14 protein-coding genes are annotated in these 20,137 nt (G+C 71.4%); 4 read left to right on the top strand and 10 right to left on the bottom strand.

The window, feature by feature from the left end; all coding sequences use genetic code 11:
- Positions 1 to 327 precede the first annotated feature (327 nt).
- Positions 328 to 1,605, top strand: a complete 1,278-nt coding sequence (gene aceA / locus O0S08_RS44570) for an isocitrate lyase (RefSeq protein WP_269035604.1) — start codon at positions 328 to 330, stop codon at positions 1,603 to 1,605.
- Positions 1,606 to 2,198: 593 nt separating this feature from the next.
- A complete protein-coding gene (locus tag O0S08_RS44565) occupies positions 2,199 to 2,402 on the top strand; it encodes a helix-turn-helix domain-containing protein (protein ID WP_269035603.1) in 204 nt (67 codons plus the stop codon).
- A 294-nt stretch (positions 2,403 to 2,696) separates the two neighbouring features.
- On the opposite strand, the gene O0S08_RS44560 is transcribed toward O0S08_RS44565, so the two are convergent.
- A complete protein-coding gene (locus O0S08_RS44560; protein WP_269035602.1) occupies positions 2,697 to 5,207 on the bottom strand; it encodes a thiamine pyrophosphate-requiring protein in 2,511 nt (836 codons plus the stop codon).
- Between the two features lie 90 nt (positions 5,208 to 5,297).
- On the opposite strand from O0S08_RS44560, the gene O0S08_RS44555 reads away from it, so the two are divergent.
- Both O0S08_RS44555 and O0S08_RS44550 read left to right on the top strand, forming a co-directional pair.
- Positions 5,298 to 8,078 carry a serine/threonine protein kinase gene (locus O0S08_RS44555; RefSeq protein WP_269035601.1) on the top strand — a complete coding sequence of 927 codons (2,781 nt, stop codon included), beginning with the start codon at positions 5,298 to 5,300 and terminating at the stop codon, positions 8,076 to 8,078.
- Positions 8,079 to 8,101: 23 nt separating this feature from the next.
- Entirely contained in the window at positions 8,102 to 9,070 is a 969-nt protein-coding gene (locus O0S08_RS44550; RefSeq protein WP_269035600.1) for an ADYC domain-containing protein, read from the top strand.
- Between the two features lie 318 nt (positions 9,071 to 9,388).
- Here O0S08_RS44550 and atzD read toward each other — a convergent pair whose 3' ends face one another.
- The 9 genes from atzD to trhA all read right to left on the bottom strand — a co-directional run bounded on the left by atzD (position 9,389) and on the right by trhA (position 19,741).
- Positions 9,389 to 10,483 carry a cyanuric acid amidohydrolase gene (gene atzD / locus O0S08_RS44545; protein WP_269035599.1) on the bottom strand — a complete coding sequence of 365 codons (1,095 nt, stop codon included), beginning with the start codon at positions 10,481 to 10,483 and terminating at the stop codon, positions 9,389 to 9,391.
- Positions 10,483 to 10,818, bottom strand: a complete 336-nt coding sequence (locus tag O0S08_RS44540) for an ureidoglycolate lyase (protein ID WP_269035598.1) — start codon at positions 10,816 to 10,818, stop codon at positions 10,483 to 10,485. The genes atzD and O0S08_RS44540 overlap by 1 nt, the downstream gene beginning before the upstream one ends.
- Positions 10,815 to 11,063 (bottom strand): hypothetical protein, encoded by a 249-nt coding sequence (locus O0S08_RS44535; protein ID WP_269035597.1) that lies wholly within the window; start codon positions 11,061 to 11,063, stop codon positions 10,815 to 10,817. The genes O0S08_RS44540 and O0S08_RS44535 overlap by 4 nt, the downstream gene beginning before the upstream one ends.
- Before the next feature lie 145 nt (positions 11,064 to 11,208).
- On the bottom strand, positions 11,209 to 12,702 hold the full coding sequence (locus O0S08_RS44530) for a PAS domain-containing sensor histidine kinase (protein ID WP_269035596.1): 1,494 nt from the start codon (positions 12,700 to 12,702) through the stop codon (positions 11,209 to 11,211).
- 322 nt (positions 12,703 to 13,024) lie between these two features.
- Positions 13,025 to 13,687 carry a DUF4142 domain-containing protein gene (locus O0S08_RS44525; protein WP_269035595.1) on the bottom strand — a complete coding sequence of 221 codons (663 nt, stop codon included), beginning with the start codon at positions 13,685 to 13,687 and terminating at the stop codon, positions 13,025 to 13,027.
- Between the two features lie 192 nt (positions 13,688 to 13,879).
- A complete protein-coding gene (locus tag O0S08_RS44520) occupies positions 13,880 to 14,866 on the bottom strand; it encodes an ADYC domain-containing protein (protein WP_269035594.1) in 987 nt (328 codons plus the stop codon).
- Positions 14,867 to 15,058: 192 nt separating this feature from the next.
- A complete protein-coding gene (locus O0S08_RS44515) occupies positions 15,059 to 15,991 on the bottom strand; it encodes an ADYC domain-containing protein (protein WP_269035592.1) in 933 nt (310 codons plus the stop codon).
- 163 nt (positions 15,992 to 16,154) lie between these two features.
- Positions 16,155 to 18,806 carry a serine/threonine-protein kinase gene (locus O0S08_RS44510; RefSeq protein ID WP_269035591.1) on the bottom strand — a complete coding sequence of 884 codons (2,652 nt, stop codon included), beginning with the start codon at positions 18,804 to 18,806 and terminating at the stop codon, positions 16,155 to 16,157.
- Positions 18,807 to 19,081: 275 nt separating this feature from the next.
- Positions 19,082 to 19,741, bottom strand: coding sequence for a PAQR family membrane homeostasis protein TrhA (gene trhA, locus O0S08_RS44505; RefSeq protein WP_269035590.1), 660 nt, complete (start codon positions 19,739 to 19,741; stop codon positions 19,082 to 19,084).
- Positions 19,742 to 20,137: the final 396 nt, after the last annotated feature.

Below are 20,137 nucleotides of genomic sequence, written 5' to 3'. Positions count from 1 at the left end.
GACCTGAACTTCGAGACATCTCGCGCCCGGGAGCGCGACTCGACACGAGCGAGCGATCGAGCGCCAGCAGCGGCGCCGGTGAGCCGCCGCGCATTGACCTGAACTTCGAGCCATCCATGCGCCCGGAAGCGCGGCGCGGCGAATCGCCGCGCAGGATCTGAACTTCGAGACATCCTCGCGCCCGAGCCCGCGATACGGGCGAGCGTAGCCATCCAACAACCCACAGTCGCTCGTGCGAGCGCCTGTGAATCGCCGCCGTCGTGACGCGGCGCGACATGAACAACGAGACAGCTTCGGCGAGGCAATCGCCGGGGAAGAGGACAGCCCATGGACATCGTGCATTCGCAACCGAGCCCGATCCTTCGCCCGTACAGCCGCGCCGACGTCGAGCGCCTGCGCGGCTCCTTCACCATCCGCCACACCCTCGCCGAGCTCGGCGCCGCGCGCCTGCGCGAGCTCCTGGCCGGTCGCTCGTTCGTGCCAGCGCTCGGGGCGATGACCGGCAACATGGCGGTGCAGCACGTCAAGGCCGGGCTCGAGGCGATCTACGTGTCCGGCTGGCAGGTCGCGGCCGACGCCAACCTCGCCGGCCAGACCTACCCCGACCAGAGCCTCTACCCCTGCAACAGCGTGCCGGCGCTGGTCGAGCGCATCAATCAGGCGCTGCTGCGCGTCGACCAGATCGAGAGCGCGGAGGGCCACAAGGGCCGGCGCTACTGGCTGGCGCCGATCGTCGCCGACGCCGAGGCCGGCTTCGGCGGGCCGCTGCACGCTTATGAGTTGACCAAGTCGATGATCGCCGCCGGCGCCGCGGCCGTGCACTTCGAGGACCAACTCGCGTCCGAGAAGAAGTGCGGCCACCTCGGCGGCAAGGTGCTGGTGCCCACCAGCCAATTCGTGCGCACCTTGACGGCGGCCCGCCTGGCCGCCGACGTGCTCGACGTGCCGACGCTGATCGTCGCCCGCACCGACGCCGACGCGGCCAAGCTGATCACCTCCGACGTCGACCCGCGCGACCGCGAGTTCATCACCTCGGCCGAGCGCACCCCCGAGGGTTTCTTCCGGATCCACGGCGGCCTCGAGGCCGCGATCGCCCGCGCCCGCGCCTACGCGCCGCACGCCGACCTGGTGTGGTGCGAGACCTCGACGCCCGACCTCGTCCAGGCCCGCCGCTTCGCCGAGGCCGTGCTCGCCGACCACCCCGGCAAGTGGCTCGCATACAACTGCTCGCCGTCGTTCAACTGGAAGAAACACCTCGCTGAACCGGCCCTGCGCAGCTTCCAGCGCGAGCTCGGCGCGATGGGCTACAAGTTCCAGTTCGTCACGCTCGCCGGCTTCCACGCCATGAACCACGGCGTGTTCGAGCTGGCCCGCCGTTACCGCGACGACGGCATGGCCGCCTACGCCGCCCTGCAGGAGGCCGAGTTCGCGTCGGAGCGCCACGGCTACACCGCCACCCGCCACCAGCGCGAGGTCGGCACCGGCTACTTCGACGCGGTCGCCGAGATCATCTCCGGCGGCGCCGCCTCGACCCTGGCCCTCGGCGACAGCACGGAGGCCCATCAATTCCACGAGCACGCGCCGCGCCGCGCGATCGCCTCATGAAGGAGCGGCCGCCTGCGGCGAGCGAGACCGGCAGGTGTTCGTCGCCCGCGAGCAACTGTCGGCGCTCCTGCCATTTCGGCAGCAGCCCCTCGAAGCACCGCGGCACCGGGACCCCCCGTGAACCGCTGGGCCTCCACTCGCGTCCGCGATTTCGGCCGAGGCACGAGCGTCGCTCTGAATACTGCATCGTCCCCCGGCTCTGAATCGCATTACTATTTCAAGCCCGTTTTCCAGACATATGTGAATTTCGCGCGAGCCCGTCGCGGCGCGATTTGCCGAGATGATCCGATCGACAGGTGATTCGGCTGCGTGCAAGCGCCGCGAGAGCGCGGAAGTCATTGTGGCGTGCCGGCTCGCGGCAGTGTCTTGCGGTGAAGGATCGATCGGCCGGCGGGGTTCCGCGTGCGAGCGCCCGAGCTTGCGGCCGCGCGGCGTCGACCGATGTCGTCGCCCCGATCGAGCTCGAGGCGACGACGGTCGGCGCGCTCGGAACCGCGCGGGGCAGCCTCGAACGGCCCGTACGACGCCGCGCGGCGCTTATTCAACCGGTGTTGATCCGCGCTGGAACAAGCTCGTGCAGTACAAGACTTCGCATGCAGCAACAACTCGTCCTCGATGACTTCAACCTGGGCGCCGCCGAGCGCCGCCTCTGCACCACCGCGCTCGAGCGCGCCGGCAACATCGTCGGCGCCGCCCAGCTGCTCGGGATCACCCGCCACGCGATGAAGCGCCGCATCATCAAGCTGGGCATCGACTGGCCGCGCCGCGTGCAGGCCCCGGTCGTGTCCGCCAGCTAGCCCGGGCGCGTTCGCGCGCGCTCGCCTTCGCTTGGCCTTAATTAAATAAATAAGTGGAGAGAGTCGCTGTCCGCTCATCACGCACATTCGTCGGTGCGTGACGGAGGATCGTCGTGAGATCGATCGTCGGCGTCGCTAGCCATTAGCATTACGATAACGATGAGCAATGTCCTCGAGCCGGGCGTGTGAGGGCCGCGAAGGCGTCTCGCGGCTCTCCGCCCGCCGCGTCCGGGCTCGGGACGGATTGCGACCTCGTCGAGCCGGCGAGGCCGCACTGAAACAGCTTCACCTGGATTAAACGTCGCGTTCGCAGCGGACGTCGAGCAGCACGAAGCGGTCGCCGCCGCGGACGATCTCCAGGCCGCGGCGCAGCGCGTCCTGCACGGCGTCGGGGCGGTCGACGCGGACGCCGACGCCGCCGCAGGCGCTGGCGATCTGGTCGTACGCGGGGTCTGCCCCGAGGTCGCACAGCGCGAAGTTGCCGGTGGCCTGCGCGTGGCCGCCGGGGAAGTCGCCGCGGGTCGACTTGCGGATCGTGCTCCACGCGCAGTCATTGAACACCACCACGAGGATCGGCAGCCGATGCGCGGCGGCGGCGTGGAGGGCCGAGAGCGGGGTGTTGAACAGGAAGCTGCCGTCGCCGACGGCCGCGATCATGGCCCGGTCGGGCCGCGCCAGCTTGCCGCCGAGGGCCGCGCCGAGGGCCCACCCGAGGCCGCTGGCGATCGAGTTCTCGAACCAGCTGTCGGGCAGGCGGCGCGGCACCAGCACCGGGTCGAGCGGGTACTCATTAAAAATCACGACCTCGTCGTCGACCGCCTGACCGACGCAGCGCGACAGCCAGCGCTTGGTGATCGCAGGCCGGTGGGCGTCGGCGTCGGCCGCCACCCGGGCATTATTGAAAGTGACGTCGTGCTCGATGCGTAGCGCCTCGCGACGGGCGGCGGCGTCGGGGGCGGGGTCGGCGTCGAGCAGGCGGGTCAGCAGGCGCAGGCTCTCGGCCGGGTCGCCGGGCAGGGCGAGGTCGCTCGGGAAGCCGCGCAGCGGCAGGTCGGCGAACAGCGGGTCGACGCCGATCTGCACGATCGGCGGCACCTGTCCTTGGGGCAAGGCGACGAACGCGGGGATGAACGGCACCGGGTCCTCGACGGCGAGGATCAGGTCGGCCTGCGGGACCTGCGAGCTCGGGTCGAAGCCGAGGTGGGCCGGGCAGTCGGTGCTCAGGTTGAAGAAGTTGCGCTTGCCGAATTCGACCACGCCGATGCCGTGGCGGGTCGCCAGCTGCCACAGCGCCTCCGGGCCGCCGCGGTAGCGCCCGAGCTCGGCGGTGAGGATCAGCGGTCGCTTGGCGTTGCGGATCGCGTGGGCCACGCGGGCCAGCGCGACCGCGTCGGGGCGCGCCGGCGGGTTCGGGCGCAGCCGCGGGCGCGGCGACACCGGCGCGGCGCTGGCGGGCGCGCACAGGACCTCCTTCGGCAGCGTGAGATAGACCGGACCCGCGGGGTCGCTGTCGGCGATCGCCAGCGCGCGATCGACCGCGACCTCGAGGTGCTCGGCGGTGGCGAGTCGGTAGTCCCACTTGGTGAACTCGCGGAAGTACGCGGCCTGGTCGAAGCTGTCCTGGCCCCACTGCACGAAGTTGGTGCGGTGGCCGGGCACCGACGGCGCGTCGGTGTAGGGCGTGAGGCCGGCCATCACCAGCATCGGCACCCGCGCGCGGCGGGCGTTGATCAGGCCGAGGCCCGAGTTCGCGGTGCCCACGTTGACGTGGGCCATGACCGCAGGGACATGTCCCGAGAGCAATTGATAGCCGTGGGCCATGGCGATCGCGGTGTTCTCGTGGGCGGCGGCGACGATGCGCGGGGCCGCGGCGCCGGGCCGCGCCAGCGCCTCGATGAGCGGCGTGAAGTCGGTGCCCGAGTTGCTGAACAGGCACGGGACGTCGCGGCGGTGCAGCTGCTCGAGCAGCGCCTCGGCGACCGTGGCCGCGCTGCTGGGAGCCGGCGGCGCGGCGGGCAGGGCGAGCACCTGCGGCGCGCGGGCGCGGGCGCGGCGGAGGAACGGCACCAGCGCGGCGTTGAAGGCCTCGGCGCGGTCGAGGTTGCAGAAGTGACCGCCGCCGGCGAGCACCCGCAGCTCGGCCATCGGCGTGCGGGCGAAGATGTCGAGCAGCAGCGGGTCGACCGGGGTGATCCGGTCGTCGCTGCCGCCGATCAGCAGGACCGGCACGTCGACCCGCGGCAGCAGCTCGCGGTAGTCGACCTGGAACATCGCGTGCCACGACTGCAGGAAGACGTCCTTGTCCTTGCCGCCCTCGACCGCGATCGCGGCGTCGATCAGCGCGCGCGGGGCGTCCGCGGCGTAGAGGTTCGGCATGTCCATGGCGGCGCTCTCGGCCATCGACATCCGGCTCAGCTTGTCCTGCATCCACGCGCGCCGGGCCTCGGCCTCCGGGTGGAAGCACCACGTGGCCGCCAGCGTGAGCGACTGGACCCGCTCCGGCGCGCGCGAGAAGATCTCCTGGGCGACCACCCCGCCCATCGACAGGCCGACGAAGTGGGCCCGGTAAAAACCTGCCTCTTCGACCAGGTCGATGGCGTCGTCGGCGAAGTTCTGGATCGAGATCTCCGGCCGGTCGGGGCTGTAGCTGCGGGCGTGGCCGCGCATGTCGAAGGTCAGCGTGCTGTAGCGAGCGCGCAGGGCCTCGACCTGGGGTCGCCACGAACTGTGGTCACCGCCGACGGCGTGGAGGAAAACGACGAGCTCGTCGCCACCCTGGGTGAGCGCGGTGTGGATTCGGGGCATCGGTCCGCGAGGGTAATGCGGTAGGCGGAGGTGGGCAAACCATGCGAGGATGCCGCAGCCGACGAGGAAGCGCCCGGAACAGCGTTCACCATGAACCTGGGGATCCACGACACCGCGCTCCAGACCACCGGCCTGGCCGTCTCGTCGACTCTGGGCGATCCCGCGGTGTCGTCGGCGATCGAGCCGTCGACCACGGTGGCGGGCGGCAAGCTCGGGCGGTTCATGATCTTGGAGCCGCTCGGCTCGGGGGCGATGGGGGTGGTCTACACCGCCTACGACGAGACCCTGGACCGCAAGGTCGCGGTCAAGGTGCTGCGCGACACCGGCGAGAGCGCGCAGCGCAGGTTGCTCCGCGAGGCGCAGGCGATGGCGCGCGTGTCGCATCCGAACGTGGTCACCGTGCTCGAGGCCGGAGTGGCGGGCGGGCAGGTCTACGTGGCGATGGAGTTCATTCGCGGGCAGACGCTCGCGGCCTGGCTGCAGGCGGCGCCGCGCGGCTGGCAGGAGGTGGTCGAGGTGTTCGTGCAGGCCGGGCGCGGGCTGGCGGCCGCGCACGCGGCGGGCCTGGTGCACCGCGACTTCAAGCCGAGCAACGTGATGATCGACGACGCCGGGCGGGCGCGCGTGCTCGACTTCGGGCTGGTGCGCGCGGCCGTGCCGGAGCCGGCGCGCGCGGGGCCGTCCACGGGGGCGAGCAACAGCAACGGCACCAGCAAGCTCGACATGCACTTGACGCACGACGACCAGATCGTCGGCACGCCGGCCTACATGGCGCCGGAGCACTGGCGCGGCCTGTCCCCCGAGCCGGCCGCGGATCAGTTCAGCTTCTGCGTGGCGCTGTACGAGTCGCTGTACGGGGCCGTGCCGTTCCCGTACGTCGACGCGGCCGAGCTCGTGCTCAAGGTCCTGCACACGCCGGCGAGCGAGCCGCCGCGCAAGCGCGGGCTGCCGGCGTGGCTGGCCCCGGTGGTGATGCGCGGGCTCAAGACTGACCCAAAGGACAGGTTCCCCGGGATGCCGGCGCTGCTGGCCGCGCTCGACCGCGGGCGGGCCCGCGGCCGCCGGCGCTGGTGGGTCGCGGCCGGGCTGGCCGGGCTCGCGGTCGGCACCGCGGTCGTGCTCGCGCGCAGCAACGACGACCGCACCTGCACCGGCGCGCCCGAGGAGGTCGCGCAGGTGTGGGGGCCGAAGCAGCGCGACGCGGTGGCCACGGCGCTCGGGGCTGCCGCTCCCGGCTACGCGTCGGTGGTGTGGCCGCGCGTGCAGGAGGAGCTCGACGCCTACGCGACGAGCTGGCGCGCGACCCACCGCGACGCGTGCCTGGCCCACCTCCGCGGCGAGCGCTCCGGCGCGCTGCTCGATCAACAGATGCGCTGCCTCGACCAGCGGCTCGGGGCGCTGACCGAGACCGTCGCCACTCTGGCGGCCGCCGATGCGCACGTGGCCCTGCGCGCGCTCGAGGTCGCCGGTGACCTGCCGCGCCTCGACGGCTGTCGCAACCTCGAGGCGCTGTCGTCGGAGCAGCCGCTGCCGGAGGATCCTGTCATCGCAGCAAGGGTCGCCGAGCTGCGCGGGCAGATCACGCAGGCGCAGGTGCTGGCGCGCTCGGGTCGGCTGCCGGAGGCGCTGGCGCGGGCCGACGAGGTGGTGACTGCGAGCGAGGCGATCGACTACGTGCCGGTCCGCGCCGAGGCGCTGTTGCTGCGGAGCAAGCTCGATCTGAACCTGGCGGTCGACGAGACGGAGGAGAAAGTCTCGCGGCTGACGCAGGCGATCAGCGTCGGCTTCGAGGCCCGGGCCGACGCGATCGCGGCCGAGGCGATGGCGCTGCGGATCTACGCATTGACGCGCCAGCCCGACCGGGTGGCGTGGGCGCTGGCCGACGAGCCGCTCGCGCTCGCCCTGGCCGAGCGCAGCTCGACGCCGGCGGCGCTGCGCGGGCTGGTGCTCAACAACATCGGCACGGCTCACCTGGCGCGGCAAGATCCGGCGCGGGCGCGGCGCTACTTCACCGAGGCGCTGGCGGTGCGCGAGGTGGCTCTCGGCAGCGACGATCGCGAGGTGGCGTACACGCTGGTCAACCTGGCGCTGGCCAGCGAGTCCGGGCCGGAGCGCGAGCGCTTGCTCGCGCGGGCTCTGGCGATCCTCGAGCTCGAATTGGGGCCTGCGCATCCGGAGACCCTCGAGGTCCGCCTGACCGCGTCGCACCTCGTCGATTTCTCGGCGGGGCCCGGGCTCATACGTCCCGGCTGCGACGCGCTCGATCGCTTCCTCGCCGAGGACGTCGGCCGGCGCGCGCGCTGTCTCCTTTATCTGGGGCGCCTCGCGCTCGAGCTGGGCGACGACGACGAAGCGGAGCTCGCCTTCGTCGGCGGTGCTGCGCTGGGCGAGCGCGCAAAGGCGGAGGAGCAGGGGCTGACGGAGTTCGAGCTGGCCGCGCTGGTCGGTTACGCGGCCCTCGGGACCGCCGCGTCGGAGGCCGCGATTCGTCGCATCGAGGCGACTCTGGTGAAGCTCCCGCAGGCGTGGTGGTCGCGTGCGGATGCCGCGGAGTTGCGCTCGATCCTCGGCCACAACTTGCTCGCGGCCGGGCGGCCGGCGCTCGCCCGCGACGCGTTCGTGACGTCGGTCGCAGATTACGCGGAGCTCATCGACTCGGAGCCGCGATTCAAGTCGTCTCTGGCCCGCACCCGCAGGGGGCTCGTCGAGGCATTGGTGGCGCTGGATCTCGCTCGCAGTGCGGAGGCTCGTACGACCCTGGACGCCTCGCTCGAATTTTATCGCAGCGCCGGGCCCGACTTTGCGCGACAGTTGGCGCGGACCGAGCGGTTGGTCGCCCTCACGGGCACCTCCACCGAGGTCGGTCCATAAAGTCGGGCGGAGGCGGAGCCAACATGTACAAAGAGACATATCACTGGATCATCGGCGGTCTACTGGCGCTGGCGGCGGGTTGCGACGGGGGGGAGGTCGGCGACGCGGGGGACGACGAGGTCGCGCTGCGCCCGTACGGGTGCCCGACCTGGAAGTGCGGGTTCAACTCGGCCGACGTCAACGGTCGATCGATCCGCGAGCTCAACCTCGACGGCGCGCCCAACAGCGACGGTATCAAGATCACGGGCTTTTTGGCGCCCCCCGGGCTGCTCGGCAACTATAGCCTCGCGGTCGAGAACGACGCGCTGATCGCCCGCAACCCGAGCGGTCACGTGTTGAAGGGGGCGCAGCTGATCGGGGCGACGATCCTGGTCCAGGCGCCGGGGCTGTTGTCGTTGCCGGTGCCGATCACGGTGCTCGGCTATCAGGAGATCGATTCGTGGGCCGAGGGCGCGCCGAAGGTGCCGACCTACGCGCTCCTCTACCCCGACCTGGCGGCGCTGCTCGGCGTGCGCAACGTCTGCAGCGGCAACCTGCTCGACACCCTCGCCAGCGCGGCGACGGTGATCGGCGGCGAGACCTACGACCTCGACGACAAGACGGTCCACGCGGGCCGGTCGCGCTGGCTGACGATCGCCTGCGCCGGCTCGGCCGCCGCCAAGATGCGCCTGCTCGGCTACGGCCCGCAGTCGAGCGCGACGACCCCGGCGCAGCGGCAGGCGACGCTCAAGATGGTCACCGCCGACTACTGCGGCGGCGGCGAGAGCTACACGCAGAACGGCACCGAGGTCCACTGGGCCAACGCCGGCGGCACGGTCGCGCCGGAGTCGGGCGCCCACCTCGGCGAGCTCGAGGCGGTGTGGAGCGAGGACGGCGCGCTGTGTCTCGGCAGTCCGCGGATCTCCGGCACGGTCGTCGACTGTAGCCTGCCGAGCTGCGCCGGTCGGTCCGTCGCCGACGGCGAGTGGGTCACCTACGCCGCGGCGCCTTGACGCTTCGGGAATGTCTCGGAGGACATGCTCTAAAGAGCATGCTCTCAAAGGCATGTTCTTTAAAGATGCCTTGAGAGGTGGGCGGCCGCGAAGGTGCGGCCGTCTCGCGCGGTGATGTCAGGCGCGGCTCTTGGGGGCGCGGAAATGATTGCGAGCGGGCCGCCGCCTCGCGGGTCGCGATGTTGAGCCCGGTTCATGGCTGCGGGCGATGCGAGCGGGCCGCCGCCGAGCGTGCCGTGGTGTTCGGCGCGGCTCAGGGGGCGCGGGCGATGATGGCGAGCGGGCCGCCGCCGAGCGGGCCGTGGTGTTCGGCGCGGCTCAGGGGGCGCGGGCGATGATGGCGAGCGGGCCGCCGCCGAGCGGGCCGTGGTGTTCGGCGCGGGTGCTGACGTAGACGCAGGGGTCGCCGACGACGCTGGCGAGCACGGCCGCGAGGGCGGCGCGGGAGTGGCGGGTGTCGTCGATGTCGTCGTCGGACAGCATGGTGTGTCGGCGGCCGCGGATGGTGCCGCGTGGGTCGGCCTCGCTCTTGGCGAACACGCCGAGGACGTGGGCGCGCTGCTCCGGGGACAGCTGGCCGCCCTGGACGGGGAGGCCGAGCTCGGCGAGCAGGGCGCGGACTGCGTCGACGTCGAGGATGTCCTTGAGGACAGTGTGGCCGACGACGAGGTCGCCGGTCGCGCGGTCGCTGTTGCCGAACATGAGGATCTCCGTGCGCTGCAGACCGGGCTTGGCCGAGCACGAGGCGACGCCGGAGTAGAGCGACCAGTCGTCGCAGACGACGTCGTCGGACAGGTCGGCGCGGGCGACCTCGCCGAGGGCGAGGGCGACGCCGAGGGCGCTGGCGGCCCGCGAGTGGACCATGTCGTTGCGCAGCGGGGCGCCGGCGCGGCGGGCGGCGAGGGCGGCCTCGTGGTCCGCTTTGGGGATCGCGCCCTTCATCTGCACGAGGTGGACGTCGGCGGGCGCGAGGCGGAGCTCGCCGGCCAGCTCGGCGACCGCGCGGGCGGTCTCCTCGATCTGCGGCGTCCGCCCGATCTCCGCCGGCGTGAACGGCCGGGTGTGAGCTGTCCCGACGACCAGGCGCTTCGGGCCAGGTTCTTTCGACCAGGTGCCGGAGCGGGCGAAGGCGACGACGTGCGGCGAGACGACCCCCTCGGTGCCGCCGGACAGCGAGAACACCACGCGGTCCTGGACGCGCGCGGGCGGCAGGCCGAGGCGCGGGGCCAGCAGGTCCTCGAGCGCGCGCATGGCGAGGTCGCGGGTGAAGTCGTTGCGGCCGCCGTTGCCCTCGGTCTTGCCGAGGACGCACACGAGCTCGTCGGCGCGGACGACCCCGTCGTCGAGCAGGGCCTGCAGGCCGCGGACGTCGGCGGGGCCGTCGGTTGGCAGCTTGTAGGCGTCGACGCGCATCAGAACAGCACCGCGCGCAGCTGGGCGCCGAGGCGCTTGCGGATGTCGATCTTGAACACGTCGCCGTGGGCCATCTCGGTCGGCTCCTTCATGCTGGCGAGGGCCGCGACGACCTCCTCGGAGTTGGCGGTGAGGACGGTGACGGGGCCCTCGACGGCCAGCGGGAAGTCGTGCCAGGTGCCCTCGTGGATCATGATGCCGCTGCCGGGCGGGAGGACGAAGCAGCGCACGTCGTCGAGGTCGGGGGTGTCCATGCCGCGCTGGTGGGTCGGCTTGCCGAGGACCATGGCGAACGGCTGGTCGCCGAGGCCGACGAACAGCTGGGTCATGTTCATGTGGCGCTCGAGCCAGGTGACCTCGGCGGGGCGGCGGTGGATGCGGGCCGAGCGGATGACGCAGCGGCCGTTGCACTGAACGCGAAGTTGTGGCCCTCCTCGACGGCGCCCTTGTAGAAGGGGATGCCGAGGCCGGCCTGGGGGACCTCGGTGCCGATGTAGAGGCCGTAGTCGGCGACGGCTTCGCGGGTGGCGGGCACGACGGGGACCTCGATGTCGCGGACGGCTTGCTCGGCGGCTTGCATGACCTGTTCATGATGCCATGGGGGCGCTCTGGGGGGCAACGCGCGGCGGGCCGGGTACGTCGCCGAGCGGGTGCGAAAGGAGTGCGCCTCGGCGAGCGGGCAGACTGCGTCGCTCCCGTCGGGGACAGGCGAGCGCGTGGCCGCATCAGAGGGGGCTCGCGCGGGTGCCGGGGACGGTGAAGCGGAAGACAGTCCCGCGTCCCGGCGTGCTCTCGACCCAGATCCGTCCGCCGTGCGCCTCGACGATGCCCTTCGCGATCGTCAACCCCAGACCGGCGCCCGCGCGAGAGGCCCGCTTGGCCTGCCAATAGCGGTCGAACACGTGCGGCAAGGCCTCTGCGTCGATTCCGCGGCCTGTGTCCTCGACCGCGATCTCCACGTCACCGCCGCAGCGGCGGGCCCGCAGGCTCACACGGCCCTGCGGCGGCGTGAACTTGAGGGCGTTGTCGAGGAGGTTCAAGAGCACTCGCATGAGACGACCAGGATCGCCGCTCACCTCCATGTCCTCTTCGGCGACCGCGTGGTCCAGGGCAATCCCGAGCTCCGCGGCGCGCGGCTGCATGAGCTCGACGACGCCGCGGAACAGCGCGGCGAAGTCCACCGGGGAGCGTTCGATGGCGAGGGTGCCCCGCTCGATCCGGGAGACGTCGAGCAGATCGCGGATGAGGTGCTCCGTCGCCACCGCCGCGCGCTTGATGACGCCGATTCGCTGGGCGCGCTGCTCCTCGGAGAGCCCCCTCCGCTCGAGGACGGCCACGCACAGCAAGATCGTGTTGATGAAATTTCGCAGGTCGTGGGCGACGACGGCGAGCGTCTCGTCGCGCTGGCGGGTGGCTCGCTCCGCCTGCACGCGCAGCTCGTGCTCGGCGTCGAGTAGCCGCTCGCGGTCGGCTTCGGCCTGCTTCAGCGGCGTGATGTCCTCGAGCGTGCCGACATAGCCGGCCGGATGGCCGTCGACGAACATCGGCGCCGCGCGGCCGCTCACCCATACCACGCGGCCATCTCGATGCAGGAAGCGGTAGGTCTCTGCCCACGGCTTCCCCGCCTCCGCGGCCCGGTACCACGACGACACGACGCGAGCCCGATCCTCGGGATGGATGGCTTCCGTCCATCCCCGGCCATGTGCGCCGGAGAGGTCCAGGCCGTGCAACTCCTCGCACTTCGGGTTGTAGAATACCGGGTGACCCGTCAGATCCATGATGTCGATGCCGAGCGGCGAAGCATCCAGGAGGGCGCGCATCCGGGCCTCGCTCTCGCGCAGCTTCGCCTCGGCGTGCTTGCGGTCGGTGACGTCGCGATGCACTGCCACGAAACCGACGGGCTGTCCCTCACCGCCTGGGCGGATGCTGAGGCTGGCCGCGACCCAGAGCGTCGTGCCGTCCTTTCGGGACGACACGAACTCGTGCGTCCGCGTGTCGATCCGCGCTTGCGACCGCAGCGCCCTGCCGGCGTCTCGCAGGCAGTCGGCGCGGAGCAGATCCGGCAGGGTCTGGCCTGCCGCCTCCGCGGCGGTCCAGCCGTACATCCGTTCGGCGCCCCGGTTCCAGAAGGTGATGCGTTCATTCTCATCGAGGGCGATGACGGCCTCATGGGTGAACTCCAGCAGGTTCTGCTGGTTCGGCGGCGTCACGCCCGACATCGCCGGAGTATCCTCTCGCCGCGGCGGTCGACCAGCGAGCTCATGGGATTGGTGGCAGCCGGCGATGCAGGCCGGCCTGCTCGCACGGATCAGGCTGGTGCCGGAGGCGCCGGAATCATGCTGTGGCGCGTCCCGCCGGGCGCTGCCCGTCGCGGCGCAGGGTCGAGGTGGGTCGTCGGAGCAGACCGAGAGCAGCAGCGGACGCTGGGGGGGCTGGCCTCGGGACGGACGCGGCGCGCGTCGCTCGCGGCGCATCCTCGATGCGTGGCCGGCCCTGTGGTTCGGCGCGAGGGCCCGCTTCGCAGGCGTGTCGGCGGGCGGCTCAGCTCTTGGGGAGGGTGATGCTGGCCTGGAGCTCCTTGGCGTCGTTGTAGTGGCGCTCGAGGGTGGAGCGGAAGTTGTTGAGTTCGACCCGCAGCTCGGGCATCTGCGCGTGGGGCAGGAGCTTGGTGTCGATGAAGTTGATCCACATGGCGTGGGAGTCGACCTGCATGTCGACGTACGTCTTGTCGAAGGCGTCGCCCTTGTCGACCTTCTCGAGCACCTCCATCTTCTGTTTGGCGTCGTTCTTGATGTCGTCGCGCAGGCGGCTGTCGGTCTTGCGCAGGCCGAGGCGGTCGCGGGTCTCGTTCTCGCGCGACTTGATGGCGCCGTGGTCGGTCATCATCTGCGACGCGTACTCCTTGACGCGGGTGCCCTTGGCCCACTTCTTGGCGTACTCGGCCATCTTCATCTCCTCCTCGTTCATGATGCTGAGGACGCCGAAGATCTCGTCGTCGTTGGTCATGTACTCGGGGGGCGCCTTGACCTTGGCGTCCTCGGGCATGGCGGCGACGGCGACCGCGGCCGGGTCGTCCGGCTTGGTGTTGGTGGCGGGCAGGTCGGTCGAGACCTGGCTCGGGGGGATCGTGTCCGGGCTCGTGCGCGAGCACGCTGCGGCGAGCAGGAACGACAGCGTGACCAGAGAAGGCTTGCGGGTGTCCATGGCCGAGGGGTGGCCGCAGTCGCGCCGCGATGCCACGTGCTGTGGATCGCAAGCGCGTCTGCGCGCCGTCCAGCCCGCCCGTGGCCGGCGGGCGGACCGCACGGCGCGGACGCGGGCGGGCGTGCGCGGGCGCCACCGCATTTGATACATGTCTGAAAGGACATGTCTTGCCATTGTCCTCCGCTCGCCCGCTCAGTCGGGGACGAAGGTGGCCCACTCGCCGTCGTCGAGCGAGAGGCCGTCGCAGGCCGGGAGGGCGCAGGCCACGTCGGCGTCGGCGAGCCGGGTGGCGTCGAGGCAGAGCGCGCCGGCCGGGCCCCAGATCGCCTCGGGCACGCCGAACGGGCCGGGCGAGATCACTGTGCCGCCGCTGTTCTCCCACTGCAGCGCGACGTGGTTGTGGGTGTAGCTGTCGCCGTCGCCGCAGTAGTCGGCGGTGATCATCTTGAGGGTGGCCTGACGCTGCGCGACGCTGGCAGGGTGGCCCTCGCCGTCGAAGTCGCCGTGGGGGCCGTAATTCATCAGCCGCATCTTGGCCGCGGCCGAGCCGGCGCAGGCGATCGTCAGCCAGCGGTCGCGGCCGGGCCGGATCTCCTTGGCGTCGAGGTCGTAGGTCTCGCCGCCGAGGACAGTGGCCGCGGTGGCGAGGACGTCGAGCAGGTCGCCGTTGCACACGTTGCGCACGCCGAGCAGCGACTCGAGGTCGAGGTAGAGCATCGCGTAGGCCGGGACCTTGCCGGCGCCGTCGGCCCAGCCGTCGATCTCTTGATAGTTGAGGATCGTGATCGGCAGCGGCAAGGACAGCAGGCCCGGCTTTTTGACCAGGATGGTGGCACCGATCAATTGGGGGCCGCGTAGGACCGAGCCGCCGTTGTTGCGGGCGATCAATTCGTCGCCGTCGACGTCGAGCCGGTAATTGCCGAGCAGGCCGGTGGGGGCGACAAAGCCGACGATGCGCACGCCGTCCTCGTTGGCCACGCCGTCGAGGTTGAGCTCGCGGATCGATCGGCCGTTGATCTCCGCCGAATTGAACCCGCATTGCCACGTCGGGCAATGATAGGGGCGCGCCTCGATGTCCTCAATGTCCTCACCGTCGGGGGCGTCGCACCCCACGAACAGCGCCGCCAGGGCGATCCATCGCAGGTGCGGCCGCCGGCGTTGCCTGATTCCTCGCGTCATGACCCCACTGTGCGGCCGCTCGCGGGAGATGACGGGCGCCCGCGGGATAATCGTGTTTGCGGTCGTGCGCCGCGACCGGAGAGAGGGGGCGCGGGTAGGTGCGAAGCCGCCGCCGAGATACCGCTGAATACAGGGGGTCCTTCGCTTGTGATGATAGCGCGAGCGCGATGCCGGCCCGACCTGGAATGAATGTCAGTCAGGCACGTAGGTCGACCATTCGCCGGCCGGGCCGGTATAGGTAGAGCACGAGGGCCGCGAGCACTTCACGTCGGCGTCGGGGAGGCGGGTCGCGTCGAGGCAGACCGCCCCCGCGGCGGTCCAGATCGCCTCCATGTCGCCGTAGGGGCCGGGCGAGGCGACGGTGCCGTCCTGGTTCTCCCATTGCAGCGGCGTGCCGTTGACGGTGTAACTGTGACCCGTGCCGCAGTAGTCGGCGGTGATCATCTTGAGCGTCGCCTGCCGCTGGGCCGCGGTCGAGGGGTTGCCCTCGCCGTCGAAGTCGGCGTGGGGGCCGTAGTTCATCAGCCGCATCTTGGCGGCCGCCGAGCCCGCGCACGCGAGCGTCAGCCAGCGGGTCTGGCCGGGCTTGACGGTCTTCTGCGCCAGGTCGTAGGTCTCGCCGCCGATGACCGTGACCGCGGTCGCCAGGGTGTCGAGCAGGTCGCCGTTGCAGACGTTGCGCACGCCCAGCAGCGCGCCGACGTCGGGGTAGAGCAGCGCGTAGGTCGGGACCCTGGCCGCGCCGTCGGCCCACGAGTCGATCTCCTCATAGCCGAGCACCGTCAGCGGCACCGGCAGCTCGAGCAGGCCGTCTTTTTTGACGAGGATGATCGCGCCGATCAACTGCGCGCCGCTCAGGGTGTTACCCTGGCCGTTGCGGGCGACCAGCGCGTCGCCCTCGGTGTCGAGGCTGTAGTTGCCGAGGAGGCCCTGAGGCGCGACGAAGCCGACGATCCGCAGGCCGTCGACGTTGGCTTGACCGTCGAGGTTGAGCTCGCGGATCGAGCGGCCATTCACCTCTGCGGAGTTGAAGCCACACTGCCAGGTCGGGCAATTATAGGGGCGCAGCTGAGTGTCTTCAATCGCGGGGTCGTCGCACCCCGCGACGAGGGTCGTCAAAGCCACGATAATGGTGCCGATTCGCCGGTGTTGCATATCGCCTCCCAGTGCCTCGATTGTGTGGTGCACCACACAGGAGGCGAAGCGAGCCCGGCTTATTGAATGGAATCCGGTCGGAACGGCCGCGCGCGGGCCTCGCCGAGGCGAGTGCGAGGATGCCGCGAATGATTCACTCCAGCCGGTGATGTCTTTCGGCGATTGCGGACATGCGCCAGGCGAAAACGCCCGCGGACTGGCGGTACCATGATTCGGCGGCCGCCAGCACTCGCGCGGCGCGTTCGGGGTCGCGGCCGGCGTCGAGCGCGTCGGCGAGGGCGAGGCGGGCCCCGGCGAGGTTGCGCGGCAACACGTTGTCGTGGGCCTTGTGCTCGATCTGCTCGAAGATCGCCACGCTGTCCTCGAGCGCGCGCCGGGCTCCCGGGATGTCCCCGATGGCGAGCAGGTGCAGGCCGATGCACAGCTCGATCTCCGCGACCTTCCGCCGCTGCCACCATTCCGCGCCGCGCAGCTCGTCGAAGGTGCGCCCGAGGTACGTCAGCGCCTCGGTGTGGCTGCCGTCGACGAGGCCGGCGTAGCCGCGGATCAGCGCGCTGTCGAAGCGGAACGACGAGCCCGGCTCGGTGGCGGGCTGCTGCTCGAGCAGCGCCTGCGCGCGCAGGATCGAGTCGTCGGCGACGTGCCGCTCGCCGGCCTCACGGGCGTGGGCGGCGAGGTGCTGTAGACATTCGGCGCGCGCGCGCAGGTCGTCGGGGCGGTACTCGTCGACGGCGTCGCAGCCGCGCTCGAGCAGCTGCATGGCGTCGAGCGGGTCCTCGGCCAGCGCGCCGGCGAGGACGCGGACGGCCATGGCCTCGGGGTGAGCGACGCCGAGGTTGTCCTCGAGGATCGCCAGCGACTCGCCGACGAGCTCGCGCGTGCGCGACGGGTCCTTCGCCAGCAGGGCGAGGTTGCCGAGGGTCTTGGCGACTTCGACGTCGTCGTCGCCGACGGCGCGGCGCAGGTGCAGCGCCGCGCGCAAATACGGCTCGCCGTGGTCGGCGTCGCCGGCGGTGAGGTACAGCGAGCCGGCGTTGTTGAACGTGAGCGCCTGCAGGCTCGGCGGGCTGCCGATCCGGGGCAGCAGCGCGGTGACGACGTCGAGGTCTTCGAGGGCGCGCGGCAGGCCGGCGGGGATGTGGCTGCGGGCGTAGAGCCGCAGCGCCAGGGCCTCGACCGCGCGGTTGTCCTCGCCGGCGCCGAGGGCCACGAGATAGGCGCGAGTGAGGAATGGTTCGGCGCTGGTGGGGTCGACCTCGAGGTCGAGGCGGCCGCGCTGCAGGAACGCCTCGGCGAGCGTCGGTCGGTCGCCGAGCGCGTGGGCCTCGCGGATCACGTCGTCGGCCAGCCGGATCGCCGCGGGCGTTCGGCCGGCCCGCGCGTGCACCTTGACGTCCTCGAGCTCGGCCATGACCCGCTCGCGGCGCACCGCGGTGGTGAGGTCGCGCGAGGCGCCGGTGTGCGCGACGAGGCTGGCGCTGCTGCGACACTCGGCGGGGTCGGGCAACGAGTTCGCGACCTCGAGCGCGTGGAGGGCGACGTTGGCGTCGGCCTTGCGCAGGACGACCACCGCGGAGGCGAGCGCGGCGCGGGCCCGCTCGAAGCAGACGGAGCTGCGCAGGGCCAGGTCCTCGGAGAACTCGTGGCGCTCGCGGGCCTCGCAGGCGCCGCGCCAGTTGGCCTCCCAGTCGACGGTCCAGTCGTCGAGCACGCGGCGGACCTGCGGCCAGAAGTTGGCGGCGAACGCCGGCGGCAGCTCGTCGAAGGCGTGCTCGATCGCCGCCTGCGAGTCGGGGTTCCACAGCTGCGCGAGCTGGCCCGCGCCGCCGCTGCACGGGTCGGTCGCCTGCGGGCGCGCGCCGAGGTAGCCGCCGCCGAGCCCGAGGACCGCGGCCCCGGCGACCGCGGACATCAAGGTGCGGCGGCCGCGGGTGCGGTTGTGGTCGAGGTTGCGCAGCAATTCTTCCATGCTGGCGAACCTGTCCTTCGGGTCCTGTCGCAATCCTCGCAGGATCGCGGAGCTGAGCCACGACGGCACGCGGATGTGGCGCGGCGGGCTGCGGACCTGGCCGCCGGTGATGGTGAGGCGCAGCTCGTCGGCGCTGTCGCCGGGGAACGGCAGCTGGCCGAACAGCGCCTGGTACAGCGAGGCGCAGAAGCTGAACTGGTCGGAGGCGGGGCCGACTGGTTGGCCGAGGAACTGCTCGGGGGGCATGTACGCCGGCGTGCCGACGACCTCGCGGCCGGCCTTGGCGGGGGTGCAGGACAGGCCGAAGTCGAGGACGCGGACGCGGCCGTCGTCGCCGATCATGGCGTTGCTGGGCTTGAAGTCGCGGTGGACGAGGCCCGCGTGGTGGGCGGCCGCGAGGCCGCGGCCGGCCTGGATGAACGCGTCGAGGATCTCGGTCCAGGCGCGCGCCCGCTTGCCGAGCCAGGTGTGGAGGGTGGCGCCGCGGATGAACTCCATGGCGATGAAGATGCCGTCGTCGTGGAGGCCGACCTCGTGGACGACGGCGACGTTGGGGTGCGAGACCTTGGCCATCGCCTGGGCCTCGTCGTGGAGGCGCACGCGGCCGTGGCTGTCGGGGCGGCCTTGCGGGCGCAGGACCTTGAGCGCGACCTTGCGGTCGAGCTCGGGGTCGTAGGCGGCGTAGACGATGCCCATCGCGCCGGCGCCGAGGTACGACAGGACGGTGAAGCGACCGATCTCGTGGCCCGGCTCGAGCGCGATCGGGTCGGGCAGCGCGTGTGGGACATGGGTCGAGCGTGTGGACGCGGTCGGCATGCCCGGGCCGAGCTGGAGACCGCGGCCACCTTCAGGTGCGCGCAAACTGGGGGGCGGCTTTGACACGAGTCGCTTTGCTAAAAGGGCCCGATCCTCCGCCCGAGTCAAGCTCCGTCGAGCGCGGCGAGGGTTTGGAAAAATTGCCAGCAGTGCGACTGGCCACAGACCGTTCACGATGCGCCGGGGCGAAGCTTCGCGGCGCGCGATCGCGGGACATGGTGCGATCGCGAGATCGCCCGCGGGCGTGCGGCCCTGCGGGGACGGCGCGGGGATGTTCAGGTCACCAGAGTCCAGATCGCCAGGTAGTGAACCAGGGCGGCGCTGAACACGAAGACGTGGAAGAGCTCGTGGTAGCCGAACACCAGGGGGGCGGGGTTGGGCCAGCGCAGGGCGTAGATCACCGCGCCGAGGACATAGAGCAATCCGCCGGTGGCGAACAACAGGAACACCTCGTCGGCGGCGGCGCGGAGGGCCGGGGCGGTGGGCAGGGTGAAGCAGCCCATCAGCACGTAGAGCGCGGCGCTGAGCTTGCGCGGGGCGTGGGGCCAGGCGAACGTCTTGAGGATGCCGAGGGCGGCGGCGGCCCACATTGCCGACAGCAGCCACACGGTGGCGGCGCTGTCGAGCTCCAGGGCCAGCGGGGTCGCGGTGCCGGCGATCAGCAGATAGATGTTGGCGTGGTCGAGCTTGCGCAGCCACAGCGCGGTGCGGAGCGGCCAGCCCGGCAGGTGGTAGATCGCGCTGCCGACCAGCAGGACGACCAGGGAGACGCCGTAGACGAGGGCGGAGAGGGTGGCAGCGCCCTCGCGGGCGTACAGGACCAGGGCGACCACGGCCGGGACCGCGGTGGCGGCGGCGTAGATGTCGGCGACGCCGCGGAGGCGCGGTCGCAGGACCGAGGAGGTCGGCGAGGTCGGGGAGCGGCGTTCGGACACGCGGGCGCAGGATACACGAGCGGCGCGCGGAGGTGAGAGCGGCCTCGGCCGGCGCCGGCCGCGGACGTCTCCGGGCGGTCGCGAGCGCCGAGGCGGGGAATCGATCGAGGCCGGCGGCAATCGTAGGAGTATGGTGCGCGGATTCGCGGGCGTGGCGGGGACCGCGGTCGATTGTGATGACTGCGGGCCTGCGGAAAAAAAATCGTGCGACGGACTTGACCGGCGAATCGGCGTGCTGTACAAACCGCGGACCGAGTCAGGGTGAAGGTCGTGACGAACCATCAGCACATCACCGGGTCGAAGCTCCAGGGCCAGCCGCGTACGGCGGGGCTCTTGCTGCTCCCCGCGCTGTTGGTCCCGCCGCCGCCGTATCTAGGCCTGCCGTATCTACCCCGG

The organism is Nannocystis punicea, from assembly GCF_026965555.1.
Taxonomy (GTDB): domain Bacteria; phylum Myxococcota_A; class Polyangia; order Nannocystales; family Nannocystaceae; genus Nannocystis; species Nannocystis punicea.
The sequence above is the reverse complement of the archived record's forward strand: the minus strand, read 5'-3'. Positions and strand labels throughout refer to the sequence as shown.

What these genes read in the sequence shown, in the direction of transcription:
- aceA (WP_269035604.1), top strand. Translation starts at nt 328, where the DNA reads ATGGACATCGTGCATTCGCAACCGAGCCCGATCCTTCGCCCGTACAGC.
- O0S08_RS44565 (WP_269035603.1), top strand. Translation starts at nt 2,199, where the DNA reads ATGCAGCAACAACTCGTCCTCGATGACTTCAACCTGGGCGCCGCCGAG.
- O0S08_RS44560 (WP_269035602.1), bottom strand. Translation starts at nt 5,207, where the DNA reads ATGCCCCGAATCCACACCGCGCTCACCCAGGGTGGCGACGAGCTCGTC.
- O0S08_RS44555 (WP_269035601.1), top strand. Translation starts at nt 5,298, where the DNA reads ATGAACCTGGGGATCCACGACACCGCGCTCCAGACCACCGGCCTGGCC.
- O0S08_RS44550 (WP_269035600.1), top strand. Translation starts at nt 8,102, where the DNA reads ATGTACAAAGAGACATATCACTGGATCATCGGCGGTCTACTGGCGCTG.
- atzD (WP_269035599.1), bottom strand. Translation starts at nt 10,483, where the DNA reads ATGCGCGTCGACGCCTACAAGCTGCCAACCGACGGCCCCGCCGACGTC.
- O0S08_RS44540 (WP_269035598.1), bottom strand. Translation starts at nt 10,818, where the DNA reads ATGAACATGACCCAGCTGTTCGTCGGCCTCGGCGACCAGCCGTTCGCC.
- O0S08_RS44535 (WP_269035597.1), bottom strand. Translation starts at nt 11,063, where the DNA reads ATGCAAGCCGCCGAGCAAGCCGTCCGCGACATCGAGGTCCCCGTCGTG.
- O0S08_RS44530 (WP_269035596.1), bottom strand. Translation starts at nt 12,702, where the DNA reads ATGTCGGGCGTGACGCCGCCGAACCAGCAGAACCTGCTGGAGTTCACC.
- O0S08_RS44525 (WP_269035595.1), bottom strand. Translation starts at nt 13,687, where the DNA reads ATGGACACCCGCAAGCCTTCTCTGGTCACGCTGTCGTTCCTGCTCGCC.
- O0S08_RS44520 (WP_269035594.1), bottom strand. Translation starts at nt 14,866, where the DNA reads ATGACGCGAGGAATCAGGCAACGCCGGCGGCCGCACCTGCGATGGATC.
- O0S08_RS44510 (WP_269035591.1), bottom strand. Translation starts at nt 18,806, where the DNA reads ATGCCGACCGCGTCCACACGCTCGACCCATGTCCCACACGCGCTGCCC.